We start from the raw sequence: 21,583 nt of genomic DNA, 5'->3' as shown, positions 1-21,583 counted from the left end.
GACTTCATATTGCGTTTATTATGAAATTATAAATTAGGACATCTCAGCAATGAATGATCTATGCTGACAGAAACTTGATCTATTCTAAGATTGGAGATCGTGATGACGACATCCATTTACTATGTCGGATATGATGCCGCCCATCCCGGAGACTTTATTTATGACATTCCGGATGGACATGATTTTTGGCTGCTGATTCTTACGCAAACGCCGGCCGAGTTCTGGGTTCAAGGAGAAATCCGGGAGTACCCGGCAAACTGTGCCGTTCTCTTTCCCCCTCGGCAAAAGATTATGTACCGCGCCTGCTCAGGCCAATTTGTGAATGACTGGGTCCGTTTCGAGACGGACGAATCCTACGTTTTGGAAACGGCACTTCCGCGGGGCGTTCCGATTCCGGTGCCGGATCCCGGGTACTGCCGCCAGCTGTTTCAGCTTCTGGCCACCGAAAATTTTTTCAGCTGCGATTACCGGGAGCTCTCGATCGACTACCTGTTTCGGATCTTGTTCAACAAGCTGCTCGAAGCTTTTCAATCCAAGGAAAATTCGCCGCATTACCAGAAACTGCTGAATCTGCGCAAGGCGATCCATAACCGTCCCGGCGCTGAATGGAGCGTCCCTTCCATGGCCGATGACGTTCACTTGAGCCCCGGGTACCTGCAAACGCTGTATAAGGCGACTTTCGGGATTTCCTGCATGGACGACGTTATCCAGTGCAGAATCCGCCTCGCCAAGGAAAGGCTGATCCATGGATCGCTTCGAATCGCTGATATCAGCGAGCTGTGCGGATACAACAATGTCGAGCATTTCTCCAGACAATTCCGGCGTATCGTGGGCTGCACGCCTCGTGAGTACCGGCAATCGGGTGATTTACGGCCTTGAGATTAAATCAAGCAGCTTTCTATCCGTTTCCAATAGAAACCTTCTCCTTATAGATAAATAAAATAGAGCAGCAGCATGCGGGACCGCATGCTGCTTTTTCGTTAATACCATAACCCAACCTTACCCGACGATGCCGGTCCGCTCGATGCTTTCCACAAAGTAACGCTGCACGAACAAATAAATAATGATCAGCGGCAGGATCGCCAGCAAGATGCCGGTATCCTGGACCATGCTCATATAGAAAGGATCCTTGTTGGTCGCAACCCCGCCCTCGAGCATGATGGAGAGGTTGTGCGGCAGCGAAGCCAGTTGGGTGGACATCACTTTGCCCGACGTTAAATACGTTGTCGTAAAGAAGCTGTCATTCCACTGCCATACAAACGAAAACAACAGCACGGTAACGATGGCCGGAACGGCATTCGGGAGCATGATGCGCATAAAAGTTTTGCTTACGCCCGCCCCATCGATATAAGCCGCCTCCTCCACTTCTTTCGGGATGCCCCGGAAAAACTGCCTGAAAATAAAAATGTAGAGACCCGCCTTCAGCGAGTTTGCGGTGACTGAGGTTAGAAAGAAAGGCCAGTACGAATCCAGCAGGTTCACCGACTTCCCGGTCAGCAGCGGGATCAGCCCCATGAGGCTGAAATCCTTCAAATTCATGTAGATCGGTATCAGAATGGTCGTTGGCGGCACCAGAATGGTCAGGATGACGCCTCCAAAGAGCAAATTGCTGCCTTTGAATTTAAGCCGCGCGAAAGCGTAGCCTGCAAACGCGCAGGACACGGCCGTCAGGATCGTCGTCATGGCCGATAACGTAAACGTATTGAACAGCGTGTGCCAATAGTCCATGATCGAGATGGCCTTTTTGAAATTGTCCAGCGAATAATGCTCCGGGATAAAGACGACGATCGGCGAATACAGGTCGCTCTTGTCCTTGATGGCCGTTGAAATCTTTTGAAGAATGGGGTACAGAATGACAAACGACAGTCCTGCCATCAGGACCAGCCGCACGACGGTCCACAGCCAGCGCTTCCAGCTTTCGAGCGACAACAAACGGGCGATGATCAACGCTGCTCACGCTCCTTCTACTCTTGATAGAAAATTCTTTTGGAAATGAAAAACGTAATGATTAGCAAAATAACCATGATCGCCAGGAAGTAAATCCAGGCCATCGCCGAGCTGAGGCCGAAATTGAAATTTGTAAATCCCGTTTCCCTGATCAGCGTCGTCATTTCGCTCCGGGAGAACGAATCGATCACCGTATAAATCACGTTGACCAGGATGAGCGGGCTGACCATGGGCAGCGTGATTTTCCAAAACGCTTCGTAACCGGTCGCTCCCTCGATCTTGGATGCCTCATACAGCTGGGGGGATACCGACTGGATCCCTGCCAGGAAGATCAGAATTTGCACGCCCGACTGGCTGACGATCTGGTAGATGCGATCCACGGCGCTGGTCAGGTACGTGACGATGTTATCGCTGACACCGGAATTGACCATGATCCGCGTCAGCTCGCTGGTCCCCAGGCCGCTCACGGCACCGCCGGCGTTCTGCTCATTGATGGCCTGAACGAGGCTGGACGTCTCCAAATTCGCAATGACTCCAGACGCCAGGATAACCGGAAGGAAAAAGATCGATCTGGCAATGGCTCTGCCGACAAACCTTTGGTTCAGCAGTACAGCCAAAAACAGGCTGAAGATCACAATGAGCGGTACGTTGATGACCATGTTTACGATCGAGGTCGTCAGCGTACGGTTAAAGCTAGTATTGACCGTAAGGGCTTCCACATAATTGGAGATGCCGATAAAGCTGATGTTCATGCCGTTAGCATTGGCTTCGATGGAGCTGAAGCTGTACCTTAATGAGGAAATTAACGGTATCAGGAAAAAGAGAAGAAATCCGAGCAGCCACGGCAAAACGTAGATAAAACCCCAAAGCGCCTTCTGTTCGGCGTACGTCCGCCGCTTCGCGCCGATTTTCATGATCGACTTCAAGATTGCACACCACCCGTCAAATAGCTCTCGGCTTTCACCGTTTGTCCGTCCACCGTCACATCCGTACGGTTATAGTTCACAATGACGTAAATGCCATTCCCGTACACGGTTTTGAACACGCCTTCGCCAAGCTTCTCATGGCCCGTAATCGGCTCGTTCCGGACGTTCTTCAGCACATCGTTCACCTCGCGGTACATTTCGGCAGCCTGGTCGATCCACTGCTTGTAATGGACGGCATACAAGTCGTTATAATCTGTATCCTTCACTTTGTCATTGGGTTCATGGATCCATTCGAAGTACACGCCCGCTCCGTATTCGAGGCATTTCAGGATATACTGCCGTTCATCCGTATAGGTTGACAGGTTAAACGGGCTTCCCGTGTAGTCGATGGACCCCCGAATGACCATTTGATAGAATGGGATCTCTTCGTCCTCGATCTTGAATCGGCTGCCGGACATCGGCGCGTTCGTAATATCCGACAAGAATGGAAGCGCATAAGCGTTGCCGCCGTCCGCCATGACCTTCAAATTTTGCTGCGAGATGCTGCCCAGCGCCTGAACCGAAAGGTTCTCGGACTGCGTGCGATCCAGTTGATTGTGCTTGCGGTAATCGCTGTTGAGCTGATCGGCGAGATCCCGGAGTGAAATACCGCCCGTTTGATACCCTTTCAAGCCCTTCAGCACCGACTCGGTATAGGAAACGGTAAGCCGCGGGGATACAACATAAGAAGGCGGCTTATCCCGGTCCCTCCGATTGAGTGCCTGATCCAGCGGATAGAGAGCGGCTGGAACGCCTCTCAGCGTTCTCGCAGCATTCGCGTTCTCGTTGAATCCCTTTCCCGTATTCGAGGTCAAAACGGCTACATCAGGAAAGAAAGAAACCCCTTGATCCCGTGTGAACGATAGGAAGCTCCGCAATCCATTGCTGCCGCCGACCGCCTTGTCGACCGAAAGGTGATCCGGAACCTCATGATCCATCCCGCCATTGAACCAGCCCGAAAATTTCAGTTTGATGTTGGAGATATCGCGGCTCTTCATCTGGTTGATGATATCCTCCGACTGTTCAAACGTCGTGAGGGGCTCGATCGTCCGGTAAGGAATGCCGGCGAAATGCTTTTCTTTGGCGATGCCGCCGACCAGCTGCAGGTAGAATGGCGTATCTGTTGCACCTGCGGCCGGCTCTGGCTTAGGGAGACCGCCATGCTGCTCCAAATAACGCTGGTAGTAGCGGGCCAAGCCTTGATAAGAAGCCTCCTCTTTGTTCAGAAACGCGTACCGGACCGTAAAATCTGTTTTCATCGCCTGCTCCTGGAACCTGGGCAGCGTACGTTCCTGGCCGTTCGCTTGCAGCGTCACTTCGCCTTTGTTCATGACATTGAAGCTGGGATATACATAGTTATAGCTGTTCAGCTTTCCGCTGATATCGGCATGAATGGCCGCAGCCGATGCGCCTTCCTCGATGATGCCGAGGATCGCGCCGCTTTCCCGGAGGATGCCGAACACCGGCAGCCGGACCGCCTGCTCGGTCTCGGCATCCTCGGTCGTCTTCATTGTGAGATCTTCCCCATACACCGGTTGCTGGTAAGCGGGATACTGCTTCTTCCCGTTGTTGAAATGGATGAGCGCGCCGGAGCCGTCCGGCACGAAGATCGCACCCTTCTCCTTGGAGCTGCCGGCGCCAAAAAAGCTGAGAAAGGAAATATTCCCGATTGGATATGCGCTCGGATATTGAATACCGGATGCAGGGATTTTGGCGACTAGGCTGTCGCCGTCCAAGGCATATTCGATCGATGCGAGGAATATCCGCGGTTCCGGCTTCTCCTGTGTAAAATGCAGCTCCTCCATGTCCTTCATGAGGTCCTCTTCGGTATATCCGGCATCGTCAAATGCCTTGAAGGCGCGATCGAGCTGCAGTCCATTTAAGGCGCTGTCGTTACGGACATACACCTTTTTATCCGGATCTTCTTTATAGGCGATTTTCAGAGCCCGCTGACCCGTTTTGTCCAGCTTGCCCAGCATCGCCTCGATCCGCTCGCTGCTGAGCATCATCGGCAAATCGGCCGCTGACTTCACGGCGGTTCCGAACTGGTACGTGACCCTTACCCCGCTTGGGATCGGTTCGAATTTGATCTGCTTATGCGAGACGCTGTCCGTGAACGTATTGATGGAATTCACCTGGCCGAAATTGTTGTAATAATCGATCTTGAGCTGGGAAGAAAGGTTGGCTTTGTTCACCCCCGAAGCGAGCGGATCCTTGCCCTGCTCCGGCGGGTTGCTGTACCACGTCTCTCCGGTTTCCTTATTTAACACAGCAATAGCACCCGTACTCTCATCCACGAACAGCCGCAGTCGTTCATTTTCGGCTACGCCTTTCATGCCGGCTGCGCGGGCGTCGGTGAAAGCCGACTTCAAAGGCTGGCCCTTAGTGAATTCAACTGCAGCCGGTGCATCATTGGCCCCCGAGCGGGCCACGTTCGAATCGGCACAGCCGGCCAGCGCGATCCCCGCGATCAGTACCGGGAGCCACAGGGCGATTCTGGCTTTGCGCATGGTTTCTCCTCCTTTCTTTAGTTTCTCAGCATGATTTCCTGATAAATGACGTGAACGAACGAAATCATCTGCTGAATCAGTCCGAAAAACAGCAGGCAGATAAAAGCCATAAATCCCATCGCCACGATCGTCAGCAGGATCGTCCCGATGGTCTTCGACGGCGAGTATTGATGCACGGTCATGTTGCCGACGAACAAAAGATACGCCGACCAGAGGAAGGCCGCGGTGCTGCAGAAGTTATAAAACGCCGTCTCCTGCAGCGATATGACATTGCTGAGCCAGATCCACGGTAAGTTGATGATCATCATCGGAACGAGGGCAAAACACGTCGACGTAAAAATTTCAACGAACTTCCCTTCGCCGTCCATGAGCGTCGTCAGCGACCAGTTGGCCACGCACCAGAACAAGACCGGGACAACGATGTACACTACTTCCATCAGGCTGTTCATATCATCCGGATTAGTGATTTTGACCAGGAAGCCGCTGTACTGGTTGCTAAGGACATTGGTGATGATCATCAAAAACAAAATGATCAAGGAAGCGATCAGCGTGTGCCGCTTGTTTCGTTCGTATTTCAGGTCCCAATAGGCGTTGAACGGATGCACGATGAGATAAAGCGGGTATTTTACGAGATCACGATTCAATCGTAACACCTCCTTGTCTCCTCATCCGCTTCCGGAGCTTTTTGAAGAGCAGGAGAGCTGCGGCAAGCACGATCAATCCGGTCATGACTGCCGGGAAGTATTCTCTCATCACCTCTTTGCGGTAAAGCAGGTACGCCTTTGAATAATTGGCTTGATCATAGCTTTCCTTGAAATACTGCATAGCCCCTTTGTAGTCCCCTTTCCGAAGGAGGGCCTTGCCCACGCCGGAATAAGCAAATTCCAGGTTCGCATTCATATTGATCGCCTGTTGATAGAGATCAAACGCCTTTTCCTCATCGCCCCTGTAGTAGCTCCGGACCGCTTCGTTCAACATCCGGCCATACGCTGTTGTCTGAAACACCGTTATCTCGCCGAATGCCTTATCCAGCACAAGAAAATCGTCCCCGACCCGTTCAATCGCCGCGGGAGTGTTAAATTGGCCCATTTGGTTGCCCAAGCCGCCGAATATGTACATCAGATGCCCATCCCCGCTGTAAGTGAAGATTCTGCCCCGCTTGGAGTCGAGGACCGAATACATTTCGCTGTCGGTGACATCGATATCGATGAGCCGTGAAGGGCCGACATCTTTTGAATACCGGATATCCCCCACCAGGCTGAGATATCCCGTCCGCCGGAGAATATCGTTGCCCTGAGCGTTCAGTTTTTTGATCGGATTATTCGAGTAGTCACCGCTTGTTGCGTAAATGAAGCCTTCGTCATCCATATCCAGGTTCGTGAATTCGGTAGGCGTGAACATCACCATTTGGCTCCGCTGCGCCTGCGTAGACATCCTTTTCCAGAACAGCTCCACCGGATCAACCGTCACCCGGTTGGCGCCGATGAACGAGGTGAACGCCCCGTCCGGATTGAATTCCATAAAACCGTCAAATACGCCGGTCGACATGACGTAGATCCGCTGCGCCGTGTCAACAACCACCCGAACCGGCTGAAAATCGAAATTGGCCTGCAGCAGGTCGGACTTCGGCGCTTCAAGCACCCCCGCCACCCTTAGGTTTGAATCCAGATGAACCACCCGTTTATTGCCCGTATCGGCGATAAAGAGCTCTTTTCGGTCGGTCACGAAGATCCCTTGCGGGTTATTGAACGTATCTTTCTTCCCCTTGTGGTCAAAGGAATCCACCACCTTAACCGGCTTAAAATGCTCGTCGAGGACGACGATGCGGTTGTTGCCGGAATCGAGCACGTAAATCTCTTTGTCGGCCGTTACGTGGATGTCGCTTGGGTTTTTGAAGGGGCCCACGCCAAGCTGCGCGCCGTTCAGCAAAGACGTTGCCTCATAGGCGGCAGGAGCCGGCGTCGTGTCATTCCAGAAGGAATAGTTATAGGAGGCGCTGCCTTCGGCGTGAGCCGCATTTACGCCTATACTCGTCCCCAGCAGGCAGCAGAGGGCAGCCACCAGGAGGTACTTTTTCACTTTCGGTATGCTCATTCGCATCGTGCTAGTCTCCCCTCTATTCTTTCATTCCGGAGGTCGCCATCGTCTGAAGGACGTTGCTCTGCGAAATGATAAAGAGTGTAATCGGCACGACCATCAGAATCAGCGCGACGGCGGCTCCCACGCCGGCACGGGCAATCCCGCCCGCGGTAATTTGGCCTAAGGCGTAGTGAAGGGTTTTGAGGTTCTCGCTGTAAATGAAATTGCCCCCGTCCGAGCCCCACAGCATCGGAAATTGCAAAATCATCAGCGTTAGCCAAGCGGGCTTCACATTGGGCATGACGATCGTCCAATAAATCCGGTATTCGTTCGCCCCGTCAATTTTGGCCGCCTCCAGCAGGGCATCCGGAATCTGTTCCATAAACTGCTTCATCAGGAATAAACCTAACGGGAACGCAAGTGACGGGACGATAATCGATGCGTGCGTATTGATCCAGCCCAGCCATGACATCACCATATAGTTGGGAATCGCCGTAACGTGTCCGGAAAACATCAAGGACATGACGACGATCGAGAACAGGATCTTGGACCCGGGGAAACGGTATTTAGCCAGCGGATAGGCCGCGGCGGACGACAGCAGAATATGGCCGACGGTCCCTACAATCGTAATGAAGAGCGTATTCACGATGTACCGTGACAGCGGCACCCAGGAATTTCCCATTAACGCCACCAGATCGTAAAAGTTGTCCATCGTCGGATTGTTCACGAAAAAACGCGGCGGAAACAGGAACAGTTCGTTCAGCGGTTTAAAAGCATTATTAACGGCATAGATCAGCGGCAGCGCCATGAATGCGCCGAATACGGCCAGGAACGCGAACAGCATAAAGCTGACGGTAAAAGAGCGGTTCAGCCTTCTCGGCATGCGAAAGGCAGCCATCATTCTCGTAACCAAATCACTCCCCTACCTTTCTTAGTAATCCCTGCGTCAATTTGTTGGCGCCTAGCATCATGGCGAACAGCACTGTGGCAATCGCGGACGCATACCCCATTTCAAAGCGGATTGTTCCGTAATCCATCAAGTGCGTGACGATCGTATGCCCCGCGTAGTTGACGCTCGGAAATCCGGCGAGCGCCACCGAGATATCGGCTACCGCAAACGAGCTCGTAATCTGCATGACTGCGCCGAACATCAGCTGCGGTCTCATGGACGGCAGCGTAATGAACCACAGCTCCTGCCAGCGGTTGCGGATGCCGTCGATCGCTCCGGCTTCAATCAGGGACTTGTCGATTGTCTGCAGTCCCGCGATAAAGGCCAGGAAGCTGGTGCCCAGGCTGAGCCACAGCTGGACGATCATGATGATCGGCAAGATGTACTTCTCGTTCGTCAGCCATTGAATCGGTTCCAGCATAAAGCCGAATTTAATTAAAAAGCCGTTCAAGTAGCCGTATCTGTCGCCCGAAAAAATAATGAGCCAAATAAAGAAAACGTTGCCGGAAATCGACGGCGCATAGAAAACAAGCGTCATGAACGCGCGGACTTTCGGGGACAGCTCATTGATAATCCATGCAAACAGAAAGCAGGCAAGGTAGCTGATCGGTCCGCAAATGACCGCAAACAGCAGCGTATTTTTCAAAGCGATCATAAAGACGTCATCATTCAAAAACAATCTGGAGTAGTTCTGCCACCCGACAAACCGGGGGAATTCCAGCATATTGAAATAAAAGAAGCTGAGAACGATCGAGAAAACGACCGGAACCACCGTAAAGGCAAAAAAGATCAGCATGTACGGACTCATCAGGATGTAATAATGCTTGTTTATCTTCAGCTCTCTCCAAACGTTGGCCAGCCGCGACTGCTTTTTCGGCTGCACGAGGCTCGAAACGGCGGCCTTGCTGGTTGTTTCGGCTTGCATCCGATTCCCCCCTTACTGTTCAGGTAAATTGAATTCCTTCCGCTTGACCGCAATTTCGTCATTGATGTACAAGAGGTAATCCGACAATGCCTCGCGGGGATTCTCGCTGGCGTTGACGACTTTGCGGAATGCGTTGTCCAGATGCCGGCCGGTAAAATAGCCACCCGGGACTTGCGGGATTCCCCGGACCCATTTCCACTGATTCTCCAAATTGCGATAGTCTTTAACCGGCCAAGGCAGCTCCTCGAGCGCTTCGACGTTGGCTGTCGGATAACGGGCAGCCTCGCCCATCAGCCCTTCCATCTCGCGGCCGTATGCGATTTGGGTATCCTTATCCGTCCACCATTTCATGAACTCCCAAGCCGCCTCTTGATCCCGTGCGCCCTCGAGCATCATCACGCCGGTCGTGTGGCTGGCCACTTCATGATGGATCGTGCCGTTCTTCTCCGTGCCGGGCACCATGGTAAATTCCCAGAGCCCCTTGATCTCCGGCGCGAGGACGGTCAGCATGTTGTATGTCGTATAATCCGCGATGCCGATCGGCATTTCGCCGGTACGGAACCGGTTCGGAAAGTCGGCAAGCAGCGGGAACTTGTAGCTCGTATAGAACTGCGTCCATTTCTTGAAGGCATCCATGGAGATTTCGGAATCCAGCGCGCTCTTTCTGCCGCCGTCCCGGTAGAATTCGCCGCCGTTCTGGTACAGCAGCATGGAGAACGTCGGGTTCGGCACCAGGCTCGCGTTGGCGGCCTCGATCGGCAGATAAAATTCCATGTTGTGCTTCTGCAGAACCGAAATCATGTTGTAAATATCCTGCCACGTTTGGGGCGGCTCCAGGTTAAGCTCCTTCAGGATATCCTTGCGGTAAAAGAGCATCGGGAACGACTGCTGCTCCGGCAGCGCATAGACGCCCCCGTCATATTCGTAAGGCACCAATCCGCTGTCGCGAAAGCGGGATGCCACAGTGTCATAATCGGCAAACTTCGACAAATCGGCGGCCGCCCCCCGCATGGCATAGTTCACGGGCACATCTTCGCCGATCTGCATTGCCACGTCCGGCCCTTCCCCGGCGAGCGTCGCGGGCAGAAGGATGTTGGCGGGTACGAGCTTCAGATTGACCGAAATGCCTGATTTCGGGGTAAACGAATCATCGATCAGGTTTTTCAACACCTGCGCCTGATCCCGTCCCGTCGTAATCCAAACGGTCGTCGACCGCTTCTGCTTGCCGGTGTTGCCGATGCTGTCGTAATCCTCGGTATAAGAAGCGGTGAGCGCCCCGGCTTCATGCTTCACCACTTGCAGAAACGACGCATCCGCTCTCGGCAGCTTGTGATCCGGCGAGGAAACGACCAGATAATCCAGCGTAAGCGGCTGTTCCCGGACGGTCAGGATCCAGGTACCCAAGCCGCCGACGTTGGTCTTGAAGGCCTCCAAACGGTTCGCAACCGTATCCGGCCGTTTGGCCATCTCTTGGAGCTGCTTGACCATCGTGTGCAAAATGGCCACCTTGTCGCTCTGTTCGCCTGTCGTTTGTTCCAGGTAATCGGCCACGCTTTGGATCGTTTCGGCTTGTTTGCGGAATACCTCCGCCATTTCCGGGATCCGCTTCTCCAATTGGTAGTCCCGGTACGGATCGGGCGAATTGGACGTGATCATCAAAATTTTGCGGTACATTTCGTTCAGCTGCAGCACGCTTGACTCGATCGTCTGGATCAGCGGGGCCAGCTCGCCAAGGGAAACCGTCATGCGAATCCGGTGCTTGCCTTGGGTCAAGTGAAACAGGTACGGCTCATCCTCTCCCAAGACGTACATGCTCCAGTCCCTGCTGAATTCAAAAGGGATCCGCTTCATCTCCTTGAACGGAACCTTTCCGTCAATCGTCAGGCTCCGCGTGGCGAAGACGCCGCGCAGCTGATCCTGCTTCTCTTTTAAAGCGATCTGGTACAAGCCGTCCTCCGGCGCTTCGAATTCCCACTCGATCCATTGTCCGGGCAGCTTCCAGTTCAGCCCTCCGATCGTGTTGATCCGAATTTTGGACACATCGTATGGAATAACCGTCGGGCTCGATCTGTCAGAAACCGGGTACAAGGTCGGAGAGGACTTATACACCGCATCCTCTGCCTGAATCAGGGTGTATTGGTCTTTGACTGGCTGCAGCCCTTCGGTTGAATAATCGCTCTTGATCTCTGCGTACGTCTTTAATGCTTCTTCCTGGTACAGCTCGATATAATCGATGGCCATAGGCTCACGCAATGCCGTCAAGGTCACGCTTTGATTGCCTTTGTCAAAATAGAACAAATAGGGTTCGTCATAATAACCGCTGCGGTCGGTGACGGATTCGACCTGCCAGATCGGCTTCTCTACCTGACTCGGACGCAGATCGTTCCCTCTGTCATCGCGACCGATCTTGTCGTCCCGGTTGCCCCAGACCCGGTCAAACGTAACCAGGTCGGCGCCCTTAAAGGGCAGCTGTTGATTGATCGTCAATCCGCGTTCGATTGCGGAACTTTTGCCTTCTACCGGCAAATACCGGATTCGGATGTTGTACAGGCCCGCCTGTTCGATGGGCACGTTCCAGCTGATGGAACCCGACTCCGGCGTGAGGACGGCGGTTTCCCCTGACGGATGGACAACCTCGAATCCCGGCCCGTCGGTTTGGGTAAAGCTCTCGCCCTCGATCCGGATAACCTGATCCGGGCGTTTAGCATCCGAATGGGCTTTCACATATGCATCGTAGCCACCGTCATCCCCGCCCGATCCCGTAACAGCCGCAAAATCGGCCATGGCTTGAACGCTCCGCACTTCGGATGAACCGGAAGGGTAGAATGCCCAAATGGACACCAGTATGGCAAGGACGAGCAGGACAGCGACGTAGCTCTTCTTTCGGTTGTTCACGCTTCTCCCTCCTGAAGCAAGAGACATGTCATGTCAATAACAGTCCCCGTTAGAAAAAAATTTCTAATAGGGACTGCTGCTTCAACATGTGAAATTATTTCGATCCGTATACCTCATCAATGGCTGCCTGGAACGGCGCTTTGTACTTTTCCACTACCGTAGACACTGAGGTTCCGCTGGTGATTTCGCCGAGGAAATCGTAGAACTTCAGGTTCGGGAATGTGAAGTGGTCGAGGACAATCAAATTGGCGGCGACTTCCTTCGCATTGTTAATGTCGTTTTCGTCCGTGAACGACGTTTCATAGTAACCCTGATCCGGATAGTCATACATCGAATCGATGTCGTTGATTTTCTCCCAAATATAGAGCAGCTTATCCGGATCCTTTACAGCCTTAGGGATGAACAAGGATTGATAGAGGCCTTCGTAAGAGTGGTACGAGCTTGCACTAGGCCCTTTAGGGAATGGCACAAATCCGATATCCGCGTCAGGCATATCCTTTTTGAAACCGCTAAGTTCGTAGAGCGCTCCCGTGTACATCAACGTGTTGCCTTGGCGGAAAAATTGGCCCGGCTCCGTCCAGTCACCGCCTTCCGTTGGTCTGGCCACTTTTTCGGTCGCAATCTTGGAAATAAAATTAAGCGCTTCGGTCGTTTTCGGATCTTCCAGGTTTTGCTTGTTGTCCTTCGTCAAGCTCGTTTCGTTGGAAGCGAGCGCAAATTCGAGCGGCGCCGGGTTAGCGAGCCCCCAGGAGTCAAGCTTGCCGTCATTGTTTGTATCTTTGTTGGCTTCTTTGGCCACTTGCAAAAACGTATCCCAATTCCAGCTGTCTTCATTGACATAATCTTGAAGCGACTTCAAGCCAAGCTTGCTCATGAGCGTCCGGTTGTAAAAAATACCCATGACATTGTTGCCCTGTCCTTCCGAGAAACCGTAACCCCTACCGTTATATTGCATGTATTGGTTGGTCACACTTTGGTTAAAGGCTACCGGATTTTTCGTATACTCATCGACGGGCCACAACAAGTCCTGTTTCACAAGTGCCGGAATCGTGTAGGTTTTGCCCAATCTGACGATGTCGCCAAGCGGTTCGCCGGCCAGCAGGGAAGCCGTCACTTTTTGCTGGTATTCGCCGTAATCGATCGCGACGTATTCCATTTTGAAGTTATGCTTCTTCTCCAGCTCCTCCAGATTTTTTTTGCGCTGGATGTTATCCGGGTTATCCTCCGGAATCGTCATATCCCACCACGATACGACCTTGATCGTTCTTCCGCCCATGTCGAAATCCATGTCAGGCGTCTTGTACGTTTGCTCGGCATCCTTCTCTTCCGCACCTTTATTGTCGGTGTTGGTTGCCGCAGTCTCGGTACTCGTCTCCGTACTCGTCTCCGCCGTACCGGCGCTTGACCCGCTTTTGGAGCCGCCGCTGCTGCAAGCCGAAAGCACAAGCAACAGTGTGCAGAGCAGCAGCATCATTTTTCCCATACGCATTCCTCTAATCCCCCCGTTAAAGTGATTTGCATCCCAATTACATTCAAAGTGTAGCGCTTACATTGAAAGGGCAACAACCTGTGGTAAGTTAGATATTCTACCCGTCAAAATATAGATTGCTTGTAACCCCTTACATTACAAATGGCCAATAAGTAAACAATGGATAGCAATATAAAGAAAAGCACATTGTTTGGGTACCGGGTTCTTTTTCATAATGAGAGATAAGCAGCTTCACCGGAGCCAATGATCCAATGATTTACGAAAAAGAAACAGGGGGGGAATATCGTGTATAAGGTGCTGCTTGTTGATCCCGATCATCATGCGAAGGAATGGATAAAGCGTATGCTGGACAGACACCAAGCGGAATTTGAATTGGAATGCCATGCCGCTGCAGCTGCCGAGGCGATGTCGATGCTATCCGCCCAGGATCATCAGCTGGTGCTGATCAGCATGAGAGCCTCGGAGGAAGAAGGACTTCAGCTCTGCGGCCGCATCCGGGAGAAAAGCCGTGTCCCGATCGTTCTGATCGGCGGGCGCAATGAGTTTCAGCTTGCCCGGAAGGCTTTGTATTATCAGGTGAACGACTACCTGCCCGACCCCGTATCGCCGGAGGAGTTCGCGGCTAGCCTGAAGACCGTGAAGCGGGAAATGGATGAAGCGCCGTATTCCGGACATCAACCGGTCTCATGGGCAGGAACCGTTCAGGAAGCTGCCTCCGCCATCTCTTCGGCCGGTATCATCGACAAGGTGAAGGCGTATGTGGAAGAGGCCCTGCATCAGAACATCACGCTGAAGGAAATCTCCCATGTATTTCACTTCAACTATTCTTACCTCGGCCAGAAATTCAAAGTTGAAGAGAAGATGACCTTCAAGGAATATCTGCTTCAGCAGCGCATGGAGAAGGCAAAGTTCCTGCTGGAAAATACCGACATGAAGGTGTATGAAATCGCTAATGAAGTCGGTTATACCGAGATGGACTGGTTCTATAAGAAGTTCAAAACGTATACCGGTGTAAGCGCTAACAAATATAGAAAGACACTGATCATAACGGCGTGATTTAAGCATACTTCGGCGTACATGGCGCACATTCGATGAAGCCTGACCACCTGATCCCTTAAACCAAAGGCCGCTTCCCGGTTGTTTATCCGGGAGCGGCCTTTATTCGTTCCCCCACTCGCTGGGGTTATTCCAATGTTAACATTCCGATGTTAGACAGGTTTTGCCACGTTCTGTCCGACGTATCATTCCAGATCGCCACGCTGTCGCGAACCCCGTCGTCATTCCCGTCATTATTGACCTGCACGTCAAACCCTATGAGGCTGCCCGCCTTAGGAGGTATTCCGACCCAATCGACAGCGGCCTCAATAATGTAGCCAGTCGAGGTCCGCTTTGCGGCGGATGTCAAATTGGCGCCGAGCGATCCGGGGCTGACAGACGGCTCGTTATCGAAGTTCACACGATACTGCCCGTCGTCGCTGTCATAAGAGGCGGCTCTTGCGTTGTTCTGATCGATGAAGATTTCGACCGAATCCTGCTCCCATGCATTGGCGCTCCGCTTGGTCACCAGAGAGTCGGTCACCTCGGCCAGCACGTACAGACGGTGATCGTCCCAGAGCGTCCGGACCTTGGCCGTTGAACCCGAAGATCCGCTGACCCAGCGGTCGGTTACGATCTGCTCGGCCTTGTTCCAAATGTCATCGATGTCTCCGTCGATGACCGCCGTTCCTTTTACAGCCTTAGCGGTTCGCGGACCTTCTACCATGGTCAATACGCCAAACCCGGACGTATCCGTATCCTGCCTGTGATGAATATCGTTCCAGGACGCCAGCTCTTCCGCTGAACCGGACCGGTCGCGAATACGGACGTCAAAGCCGATTTCCTTTCCGGTTTGCGCACCGTCGACCGGGATCGAGGCTTCGATCCGGTATCCCTTCTCCGTTTTCACCACGTTATACTCGGCCGGTTTATGCGGATTCGCGCCGCTGCGCCGAAACGTATACTTTTTGTCGTCCGCTTCATAAGCATTCGTTTTGCCGTTATTGCCGTCAATGTACACTTCGACGGAGTCGTTGCCGTTCACCGTGGCATCATCGACATCGACCCATAGGTATAGATGTCCTGCGTCCCATAATGTCTTATATGTGGCTGCCGCTTTGCCGCCTGTCTGGATCGGTACCGCCTGCGCCACATTCCAAACTGCTTCCGCCTGGCCGTCAATCTTTACGCCGGCCTCCAGGGCTTTCGTGCGCTTCGTTTCAACCGGAACCTTCGCCGGATCGACGAGCGCCCAGTATGCGTATTTGGCTTGCAGCCGTTCATCGAACAGCAGCGGCCAATTGTTGCGAACGACCGGGAACGTGCGCAGCCAGGTGTTCAGGTCATCCTTGCCCCAGAATATGACGGCGCTGAGCTGATCCGAGTGCTTCCTGAATACGTCGAAGATCTCCCTGTAGCGGTTGGCCTGCTTGATTTGCAGCTCGATTGGGAACGTCTCATAGGCCTCCGTGTCATTCGTATAGATGCTCATGTCCATTTCGGTGATTTGCTGATCGATGTCAAGATCCCGGAACGCCTGAATCATATCATCTAATTCCTGCACCCGGGGATATTCGATCCCGATATGCGTCTGATGGCCGACGCCGTCAACCGGAATCCCCTTGGCCTTCAAACGCTTAATCAGATCATGCAGAAACTGCCGTTTCACGGGATCATTCGTGTTGTAATCGTTGATGAACAGCTTGGCGTCCGGATCGGCCTCATGTGCATAAATAAACGCCTTTTCAATGAATTCCTCGCCTGCAATTTGATACCATAAGCTGTTGCGGAGGCCCCCCGGTTTCTGATCGCCGGGCTCAATGACCTCGTTTACAACGTCCCAAGCGTAAATTTTTCCCTTGTACCGGCCGACGACGGCATCGATATGCTTTTTCATCCGCGCATATAGAAGCTCCTTGCTGGCGAGGTTGCCGTTGCTGTCGTAAAACACCCATTTCGGCGTCTGGGAATGCCAGATGAGCGTGTGGCCCCGCATGGCGATCCCGTTATCCATAGCAAAGCTTACAATTTTATCGGCTGCCATAAAATTGAATTGACCCTCCGTGGGCTCGGTGGCGTCCCATTTCAGCTCGTTGCCGGCCGTCAGACTGTTGAAATGCTTCCGGACCAGCTCCGCATCAGGGCTGTTCGGATTCTGGATTTCATTGACCAGCACAGCCGTCCCCAGCTTGAATTGGCCGGCAAACACGTCCTTCAGGCTCGGAATGTCCTTCTGAATCTCGATCGGAACCGGATCCGGAGCGCGCTCAATCACGACATCGTCCACGTAAAAATCAAGCGTCGGAACATCGAAGGATTCGATATAAACGGCTAGGCTTTCAATCGGGTGTTGCAAGGTATATTCTCCGCTGAGCTTGACCCATCCGCTGTCGCTCGCCTGGACCGATTTGACGAGTTCATAGGCATTGGCGCCGTCCGTCGTGCGTTGGACCACAATCGATACCGGCGAGCTTGCCGTGCCGGCAGGCAGCTTGACCCAAGCCGATAAATGGTACGTCTTTCCCGTTTCCATGATTGGCGTCACGTCGAGCTGCGGTCCGTTCCAGCCCTGGGTTCTACCGGTGACCTGCAACCCGTAAGACCCCGTATGGGCTGCATTCGGGGAAACCGTCAGGACTTCGCTGCCGCCCCGCCCGTACCAGCCTTGAAGCGTCCCGTCCTCAAAATCTTTTGAAATGCTTACCGGAACGCTTGCTGCCGCATCGCTCGTCCCGGCTGTTCCCATGCGGCCTTCAGATAGCGGGCCGGCCGACTCCTGCTCAGCACGGGCCAGACCCGGGCGTGTACCGAGCGATAAAGGGGCCAATACGAGAACAAGCGCGAGCATCAGCAGGATGGAACGTTTGATTCGATGCTTTTTCATGAATCCACCTCTCCTCATGTCATCTATTCCATTAAAACGCCATTTAACGGCGTTCTATGGTCATGTTATGGATCGCTTCATTCCATAAATAAAACCAGGTTAAGTTCAGACCGTCTGCCTTTCATTTGCCGGGTACAGAACGATTCGCCCGTCTTCAAGCTCGACACGCACCTTATTGCTGTCCTTGAAGCTCCCCGTGTCGAGGTAACCGGCAGGAATTTGCAGCCGGCCAGCCTTGTCGAGCACTGCATACTCGATATGGCTCTCGGCTTCCCGCCGGGCGGTGTCGGCGTCCATTTGCGTCAGCACATCGGAATAAGAGATCCTGCGGATCATCTCGGCCGACGTCTTGCCGTCGCGAATCTGAACAACCCGGTCCACCTTGCGGGCCAACTCCGGATCATGAGTCACGATCACAATCGTGATGCCGATCGCCCGATTCAACGTCCGGAACAAATCGAGAACCTGATTCGAAGTGCCCGTATCAAGTGATCCGGTTGGCTCATCGGCCAGCAGCAGCCGCGGTTCGTTCGCCAGCGCGATGGCGATAGCCACCCGCTGCTGCTCACCGCCGGACAATTCGCTGAGCTTGTTCTTCACCCTGTGGCTCAGGCCGACCGCTTCCAGGAGCTCGTGCGCGCGGGCCCGGCGTCTTCGGCCCCGCAGGAGAATCGGCAGCTCGACATTTTCGATCGCGGTCAAATAGGGAATCAGGTTGCGCGCGTTATTTTGCCAGACGAACCCGACCGATTCCCGTTTATATTGCACCAGGTCGCGCTCGCTGAACGCGAGCAGGTCCTTGCCGTCTACGAACAGCTTGCCGCGCCGAAGGTTTGTCGAGGCCGCCCAGCATGTTGAGCAGCGTCGATTTGCCGCTGCCGGAATTGCCGATGATCGCCATGAATTCACCGTTCTCCACCTGAAGGTCCAGGCCCTGAAGGGCGACGACTTCCAAATCCGCCGTTTTATAGATTTTGACGAGCCCTTCGCATTGAATCATGCTCTATTCCTCCCCGAGCTTCAGCGCCTGCGCGATGCGGATTCGTGTCAGCCGGTACCCCAGAATGAGCAGCCCGGCCGCCAGCGTGAATCCGATAATGCCGTACAGCTGCAAATAATCGCTGAGCTGATATGTAATCGTGAATGGAGGGACTTGTTCTTTGGACGCAAACGACATTTCGAACAGCGGCACGAATTTCATGCTCGTGACGTTGCCGATGAACACGCCGGTAAGGACCGCGGCCCCCGACGTGAGCAGCTGTTCGCTGACGAGCATGCCGATCATTTGCGGGAAAGAGATGCCCATGGCCCGCAAAACCCCGTATTGAAGCGTCCTGCCGGATAAGGTCAGAACCCAGAACAGCAGGAACCCGATGAAGCTGACCAGCATTGAAATGGAAAAACCGAGTGTCATTACGCCGTTCATCGCTAAACGGAAAGGATCATTTCTGGACTGGACCAGCTCCTGCGTTGCGTCCCGCAGGCTCGTCACCTGCAGCTTCTTCTCCTGCAGCTCCCTATAGATTTGTTCGCTGTTCGTGCCGTCCGCCAGCTTCAGCCACACCTCATACGGCTCGACGGCCAGCCTGTTCTGAATCGTGCCCAGATGTCCGACAACGAGATGCGGCTGCTCGGGTTTTCCGCTTCCTTGATCGGACGGCAGCGGGTTCCAGCTGGGCCAATAATCGATGATGCCGTACACCGTGAACGTCGCTCCGTCCAGGCTGTCCCAGTAAACCCGGATCGGATCGCCGGGCTTCAGCTTGGCATCCTCTGCGAGCGACCGCGAAATGAGCACGGCCTCCGGATTCGGGGCGATCAGATTCAGGTAGCTGTTGATCGGATACTGCAGCAGCCCCTCCTTCATCCAAGCGGTACTGCCGAAATCCTTTGTGTCGATGCCAAAGAGAGCCGTTTTGCCGGACTTTTCATTGCCGCCGGAACTGAACCGGGCCTCCTGCTTCTTGAACACCTTTGCTGTCGCTTGCACGCCGTCCAGCTCCTCAAAGGGCTCGAAGGGCGGCTCCGTATACTGAACCCGTTTCTGCACGGTTGTCGTTGCCGGCTCAGACTGAGGCTGCCCTCCCGCACCCGGGGATACAGGTGGAGGCGCATCGCTTTCCCATTTTGTCGTCAGCGCAATGTCCGTGCCGACCGCATACCGAACCTTGCTGTCCATGTTGTCGTTGATCGTCCTGGCCGCGTTCGCGCTGAACAGGCCCGTCGCCACCGTCATGATCAGGAACACCTGAATGGTCAAATACTGCCCGGACGAGCGGCTGATCTGAACGAGCGTATGATACAGTGCAGGCGGCCATCCGTTCCGGCCCAGCCAATAAACAAGCCGGACGAACCAGGGGTATATCCGCAGCACCAGCAGGCCGCCTCCAAGCGCGAACAGAGCCGGGGTCAGGAACAGGAGAGGATCGACCTGCAGGTCGGCAGATCCCAGTGCAAGCCTCCGCAGATCTTCCTGGCGCTGGTTGAAATTGTACAGCAGGTAAGCTGCCAGGCAGACGAGAACAAAATCCAAACCTGTCCTGTGCCAGATCGACAGCCGGGTGAGACGCGCCGTCTGCTGTTTGTGGCTTACGATGCTGACCCGCGTTGCGAGGAAGGCCGGAATGAGGATCAGGATGATCGCTCCCGCCACAGCGGCTGCAGCCACTTGATAGGCGCTGCTCGTCATGCTGACCTTCAGCGCGGAGCGCTGCACGAACTCCAGAAACCCATTGGAAGCGCCAAGCAGTTTGGTAAACCATACGCCGAGAAAAGGCCCGGCGGCCAGCGCGCTCAGCCCGAGCAGCAGGCTCTCCAGCAGGTAGGCAGCCATGATCTGCAGCCGGCTTGCTCCCCGGCTGCGTAGCACGGAAATTTCCGTCTTTTGCCGGTCAATGATCAGATTGGCGGTCATATATAAATAGAATGCCAGCATCAGCATGACAGGGGTATACAGCGAAAGCGTCACCGTATCGAGCTTCTCCTGTTTGCCCTGGTACGATGCGATGGTCGGGCTCGCCGGAATTTTGATTTCGGCTACCCCAAGCTTGCCTTTGAAATAACGCCGGACCTCCCGGTCCGCCTGGGTGAACGCATCGACCTTGCCCAGCGACAGCTGTTCGTAATTGAGCGCGAGCCGCCATTCCATGCTGGAGACCCTGGCTTTTCCGCCCTGCGTAAATTCGCGCTCGAACTGCTGGAATGGGATCAGGAATCCGTCCTCGTTCTCCGTGGTCAGAAACGGCAAATACCGGTCCGCCTCCGGATTCGTCTCTACGATGCCGACCGGGATGACCCGAAAGCGGGTACTTCCGCCATCCTGGGGCTCTACGGTCAGTTCTTCACCAAGCTTCCGCTTGGTCGCCAGCTGAAACTTCTGCGTGACCAGCGCCTCGATGATCCCGTCCGAACGATCCGCAGGCATCCGCCCCTCGATCAGCCGGACCCGTTTCTCCAGATCAGACAGCGACATAAAGCTTCCTAACGTCTTTTGCGATTGCTTCTCTTGAGCCGAAGCATCGGCGCCGTATACCTTCATCTTCGGCGTGAACCGCTGCTGATAGAACGACAGTGCTTCCAGCCCCATGCGCTCCGGAATCGTCTTCACGAACCGGTCGGCGTTTTCGACGGCTTCCTTCGTCTTTGCGTCCATGGATGATGCCGAGACCGTCGTGCTTATCCGGAGAAAGCCCGGATACACGCCGTTCCCGGTCTGCACGGACTGCAGCTCCTTCAGTAATGTCCGCTGCAAAATGGCCTGCGAGTAGAGCGGCATGGAGCTGAACAGGGCCACGCATACGGTAAGGCCGATCCACAAATTCAGCTGCAGCCACTTGTTGTTGGCCATCTTGCGCAGGATCATCGTCCACAAAGCCAATACATACACCCCATCCCTCATGCCCGGT

Annotated in this window: 13 protein-coding genes and 1 pseudogene; 2 read left to right on the top strand and 12 right to left on the bottom strand. The window is 53.9% G+C overall.

The genetic code is table 11. The features are described from left to right. The first annotated feature begins 102 nt into the window (after positions 1-102). On the top strand, positions 103-879 hold the full coding sequence (locus tag ABIE48_RS06390; RefSeq protein WP_145024784.1) for a helix-turn-helix transcriptional regulator: 777 nt from the start codon (positions 103-105) through the stop codon (positions 877-879). A 120-nt stretch (positions 880-999) separates the two neighbouring features. Here ABIE48_RS06390 and ABIE48_RS06385 read toward each other — a convergent pair whose 3' ends face one another. The 9 genes from ABIE48_RS06385 to ABIE48_RS06345 all read right to left on the bottom strand — a co-directional run bounded on the left by ABIE48_RS06385 (position 1,000) and on the right by ABIE48_RS06345 (position 13,759). Next, the gene (locus ABIE48_RS06385) at positions 1,000-1,947 is read right to left on the bottom strand and encodes a carbohydrate ABC transporter permease (protein WP_076169184.1); all 948 of its coding nucleotides are present in this window, start codon (positions 1,945-1,947) and stop codon (positions 1,000-1,002) included. A 17-nt stretch (positions 1,948-1,964) separates the two neighbouring features. Then, complete coding sequence (locus ABIE48_RS06380; RefSeq protein WP_116232513.1) at positions 1,965-2,873, bottom strand: carbohydrate ABC transporter permease; 909 nt, start codon at positions 2,871-2,873, stop codon at positions 1,965-1,967. After that, entirely contained in the window at positions 2,870-5,422 is a 2,553-nt protein-coding gene (locus ABIE48_RS06375; protein ID WP_145024786.1) for a DUF5696 domain-containing protein, read from the bottom strand. Before ABIE48_RS06375 ends, ABIE48_RS06380 begins: the two co-directional genes overlap by 4 nt. 17 nt (positions 5,423-5,439) lie before the next feature. Beyond that, positions 5,440-6,066 (bottom strand): Yip1 family protein, encoded by a 627-nt coding sequence (locus ABIE48_RS06370; protein ID WP_145024788.1) that lies wholly within the window; start codon positions 6,064-6,066, stop codon positions 5,440-5,442. Beyond that, entirely contained in the window at positions 6,056-7,522 is a 1,467-nt protein-coding gene (locus ABIE48_RS06365; protein ID WP_145024790.1) for a hypothetical protein, read from the bottom strand. Before ABIE48_RS06365 ends, ABIE48_RS06370 begins: the two co-directional genes overlap by 11 nt. A 16-nt stretch (positions 7,523-7,538) precedes the next feature. After that, complete coding sequence (locus tag ABIE48_RS06360; RefSeq protein WP_192715363.1) at positions 7,539-8,402, bottom strand: carbohydrate ABC transporter permease; 864 nt, start codon at positions 8,400-8,402, stop codon at positions 7,539-7,541. Positions 8,403-8,415: 13 nt separating this feature from the next. Beyond that, entirely contained in the window at positions 8,416-9,375 is a 960-nt protein-coding gene (locus ABIE48_RS06355) for a carbohydrate ABC transporter permease (RefSeq protein WP_192715039.1), read from the bottom strand. A 12-nt stretch (positions 9,376-9,387) separates the two neighbouring features. Beyond that, complete coding sequence (locus tag ABIE48_RS06350) at positions 9,388-12,270, bottom strand: extracellular solute-binding protein (protein WP_192715040.1); 2,883 nt, start codon at positions 12,268-12,270, stop codon at positions 9,388-9,390. Between the two features lie 94 nt (positions 12,271-12,364). Then, positions 12,365-13,759, bottom strand: coding sequence for an ABC transporter substrate-binding protein (locus ABIE48_RS06345; RefSeq protein ID WP_145024796.1), 1,395 nt, complete (start codon positions 13,757-13,759; stop codon positions 12,365-12,367). 285 nt (positions 13,760-14,044) lie between these two features. Here ABIE48_RS06345 and ABIE48_RS06340 point away from each other — a divergent pair, with 285 nt between their 5' ends. Next, complete coding sequence (locus ABIE48_RS06340) at positions 14,045-14,815, top strand: helix-turn-helix domain-containing protein (protein ID WP_145024799.1); 771 nt, start codon at positions 14,045-14,047, stop codon at positions 14,813-14,815. Positions 14,816-14,942: 127 nt separating this feature from the next. On the opposite strand, the gene ABIE48_RS06335 is transcribed toward ABIE48_RS06340, so the two are convergent. From ABIE48_RS06335 to ABIE48_RS06325, 3 genes and pseudogenes are all read right to left on the bottom strand, one after another. Further along, on the bottom strand, positions 14,943-17,678 hold the full coding sequence (locus ABIE48_RS06335; protein ID WP_192715041.1) for an endo-1,4-beta-xylanase: 2,736 nt from the start codon (positions 17,676-17,678) through the stop codon (positions 14,943-14,945). A gap of 105 nt (positions 17,679-17,783) precedes the next feature. Next, positions 17,784-18,678 (bottom strand): annotated as a pseudogene (locus ABIE48_RS06330) (ABC transporter ATP-binding protein). 3 nt (positions 18,679-18,681) lie between these two features. Then, the gene (locus ABIE48_RS06325; protein ID WP_354518526.1) at positions 18,682-21,564 is read right to left on the bottom strand and encodes an ABC transporter permease; all 2,883 of its coding nucleotides are present in this window, start codon (positions 21,562-21,564) and stop codon (positions 18,682-18,684) included. Positions 21,565-21,583 lie beyond the last annotated feature (19 nt).

This window comes from Paenibacillus sp. OAE614 (genome assembly GCF_040546645.1).
Taxonomy (GTDB): Bacteria; Bacillota; Bacilli; order Paenibacillales; family Paenibacillaceae; genus Paenibacillus_AQ; species Paenibacillus_AQ favisporus.
Note: the sequence above shows the minus strand (reverse complement) of the source record. Positions and strands in the feature narration are given on the sequence as shown.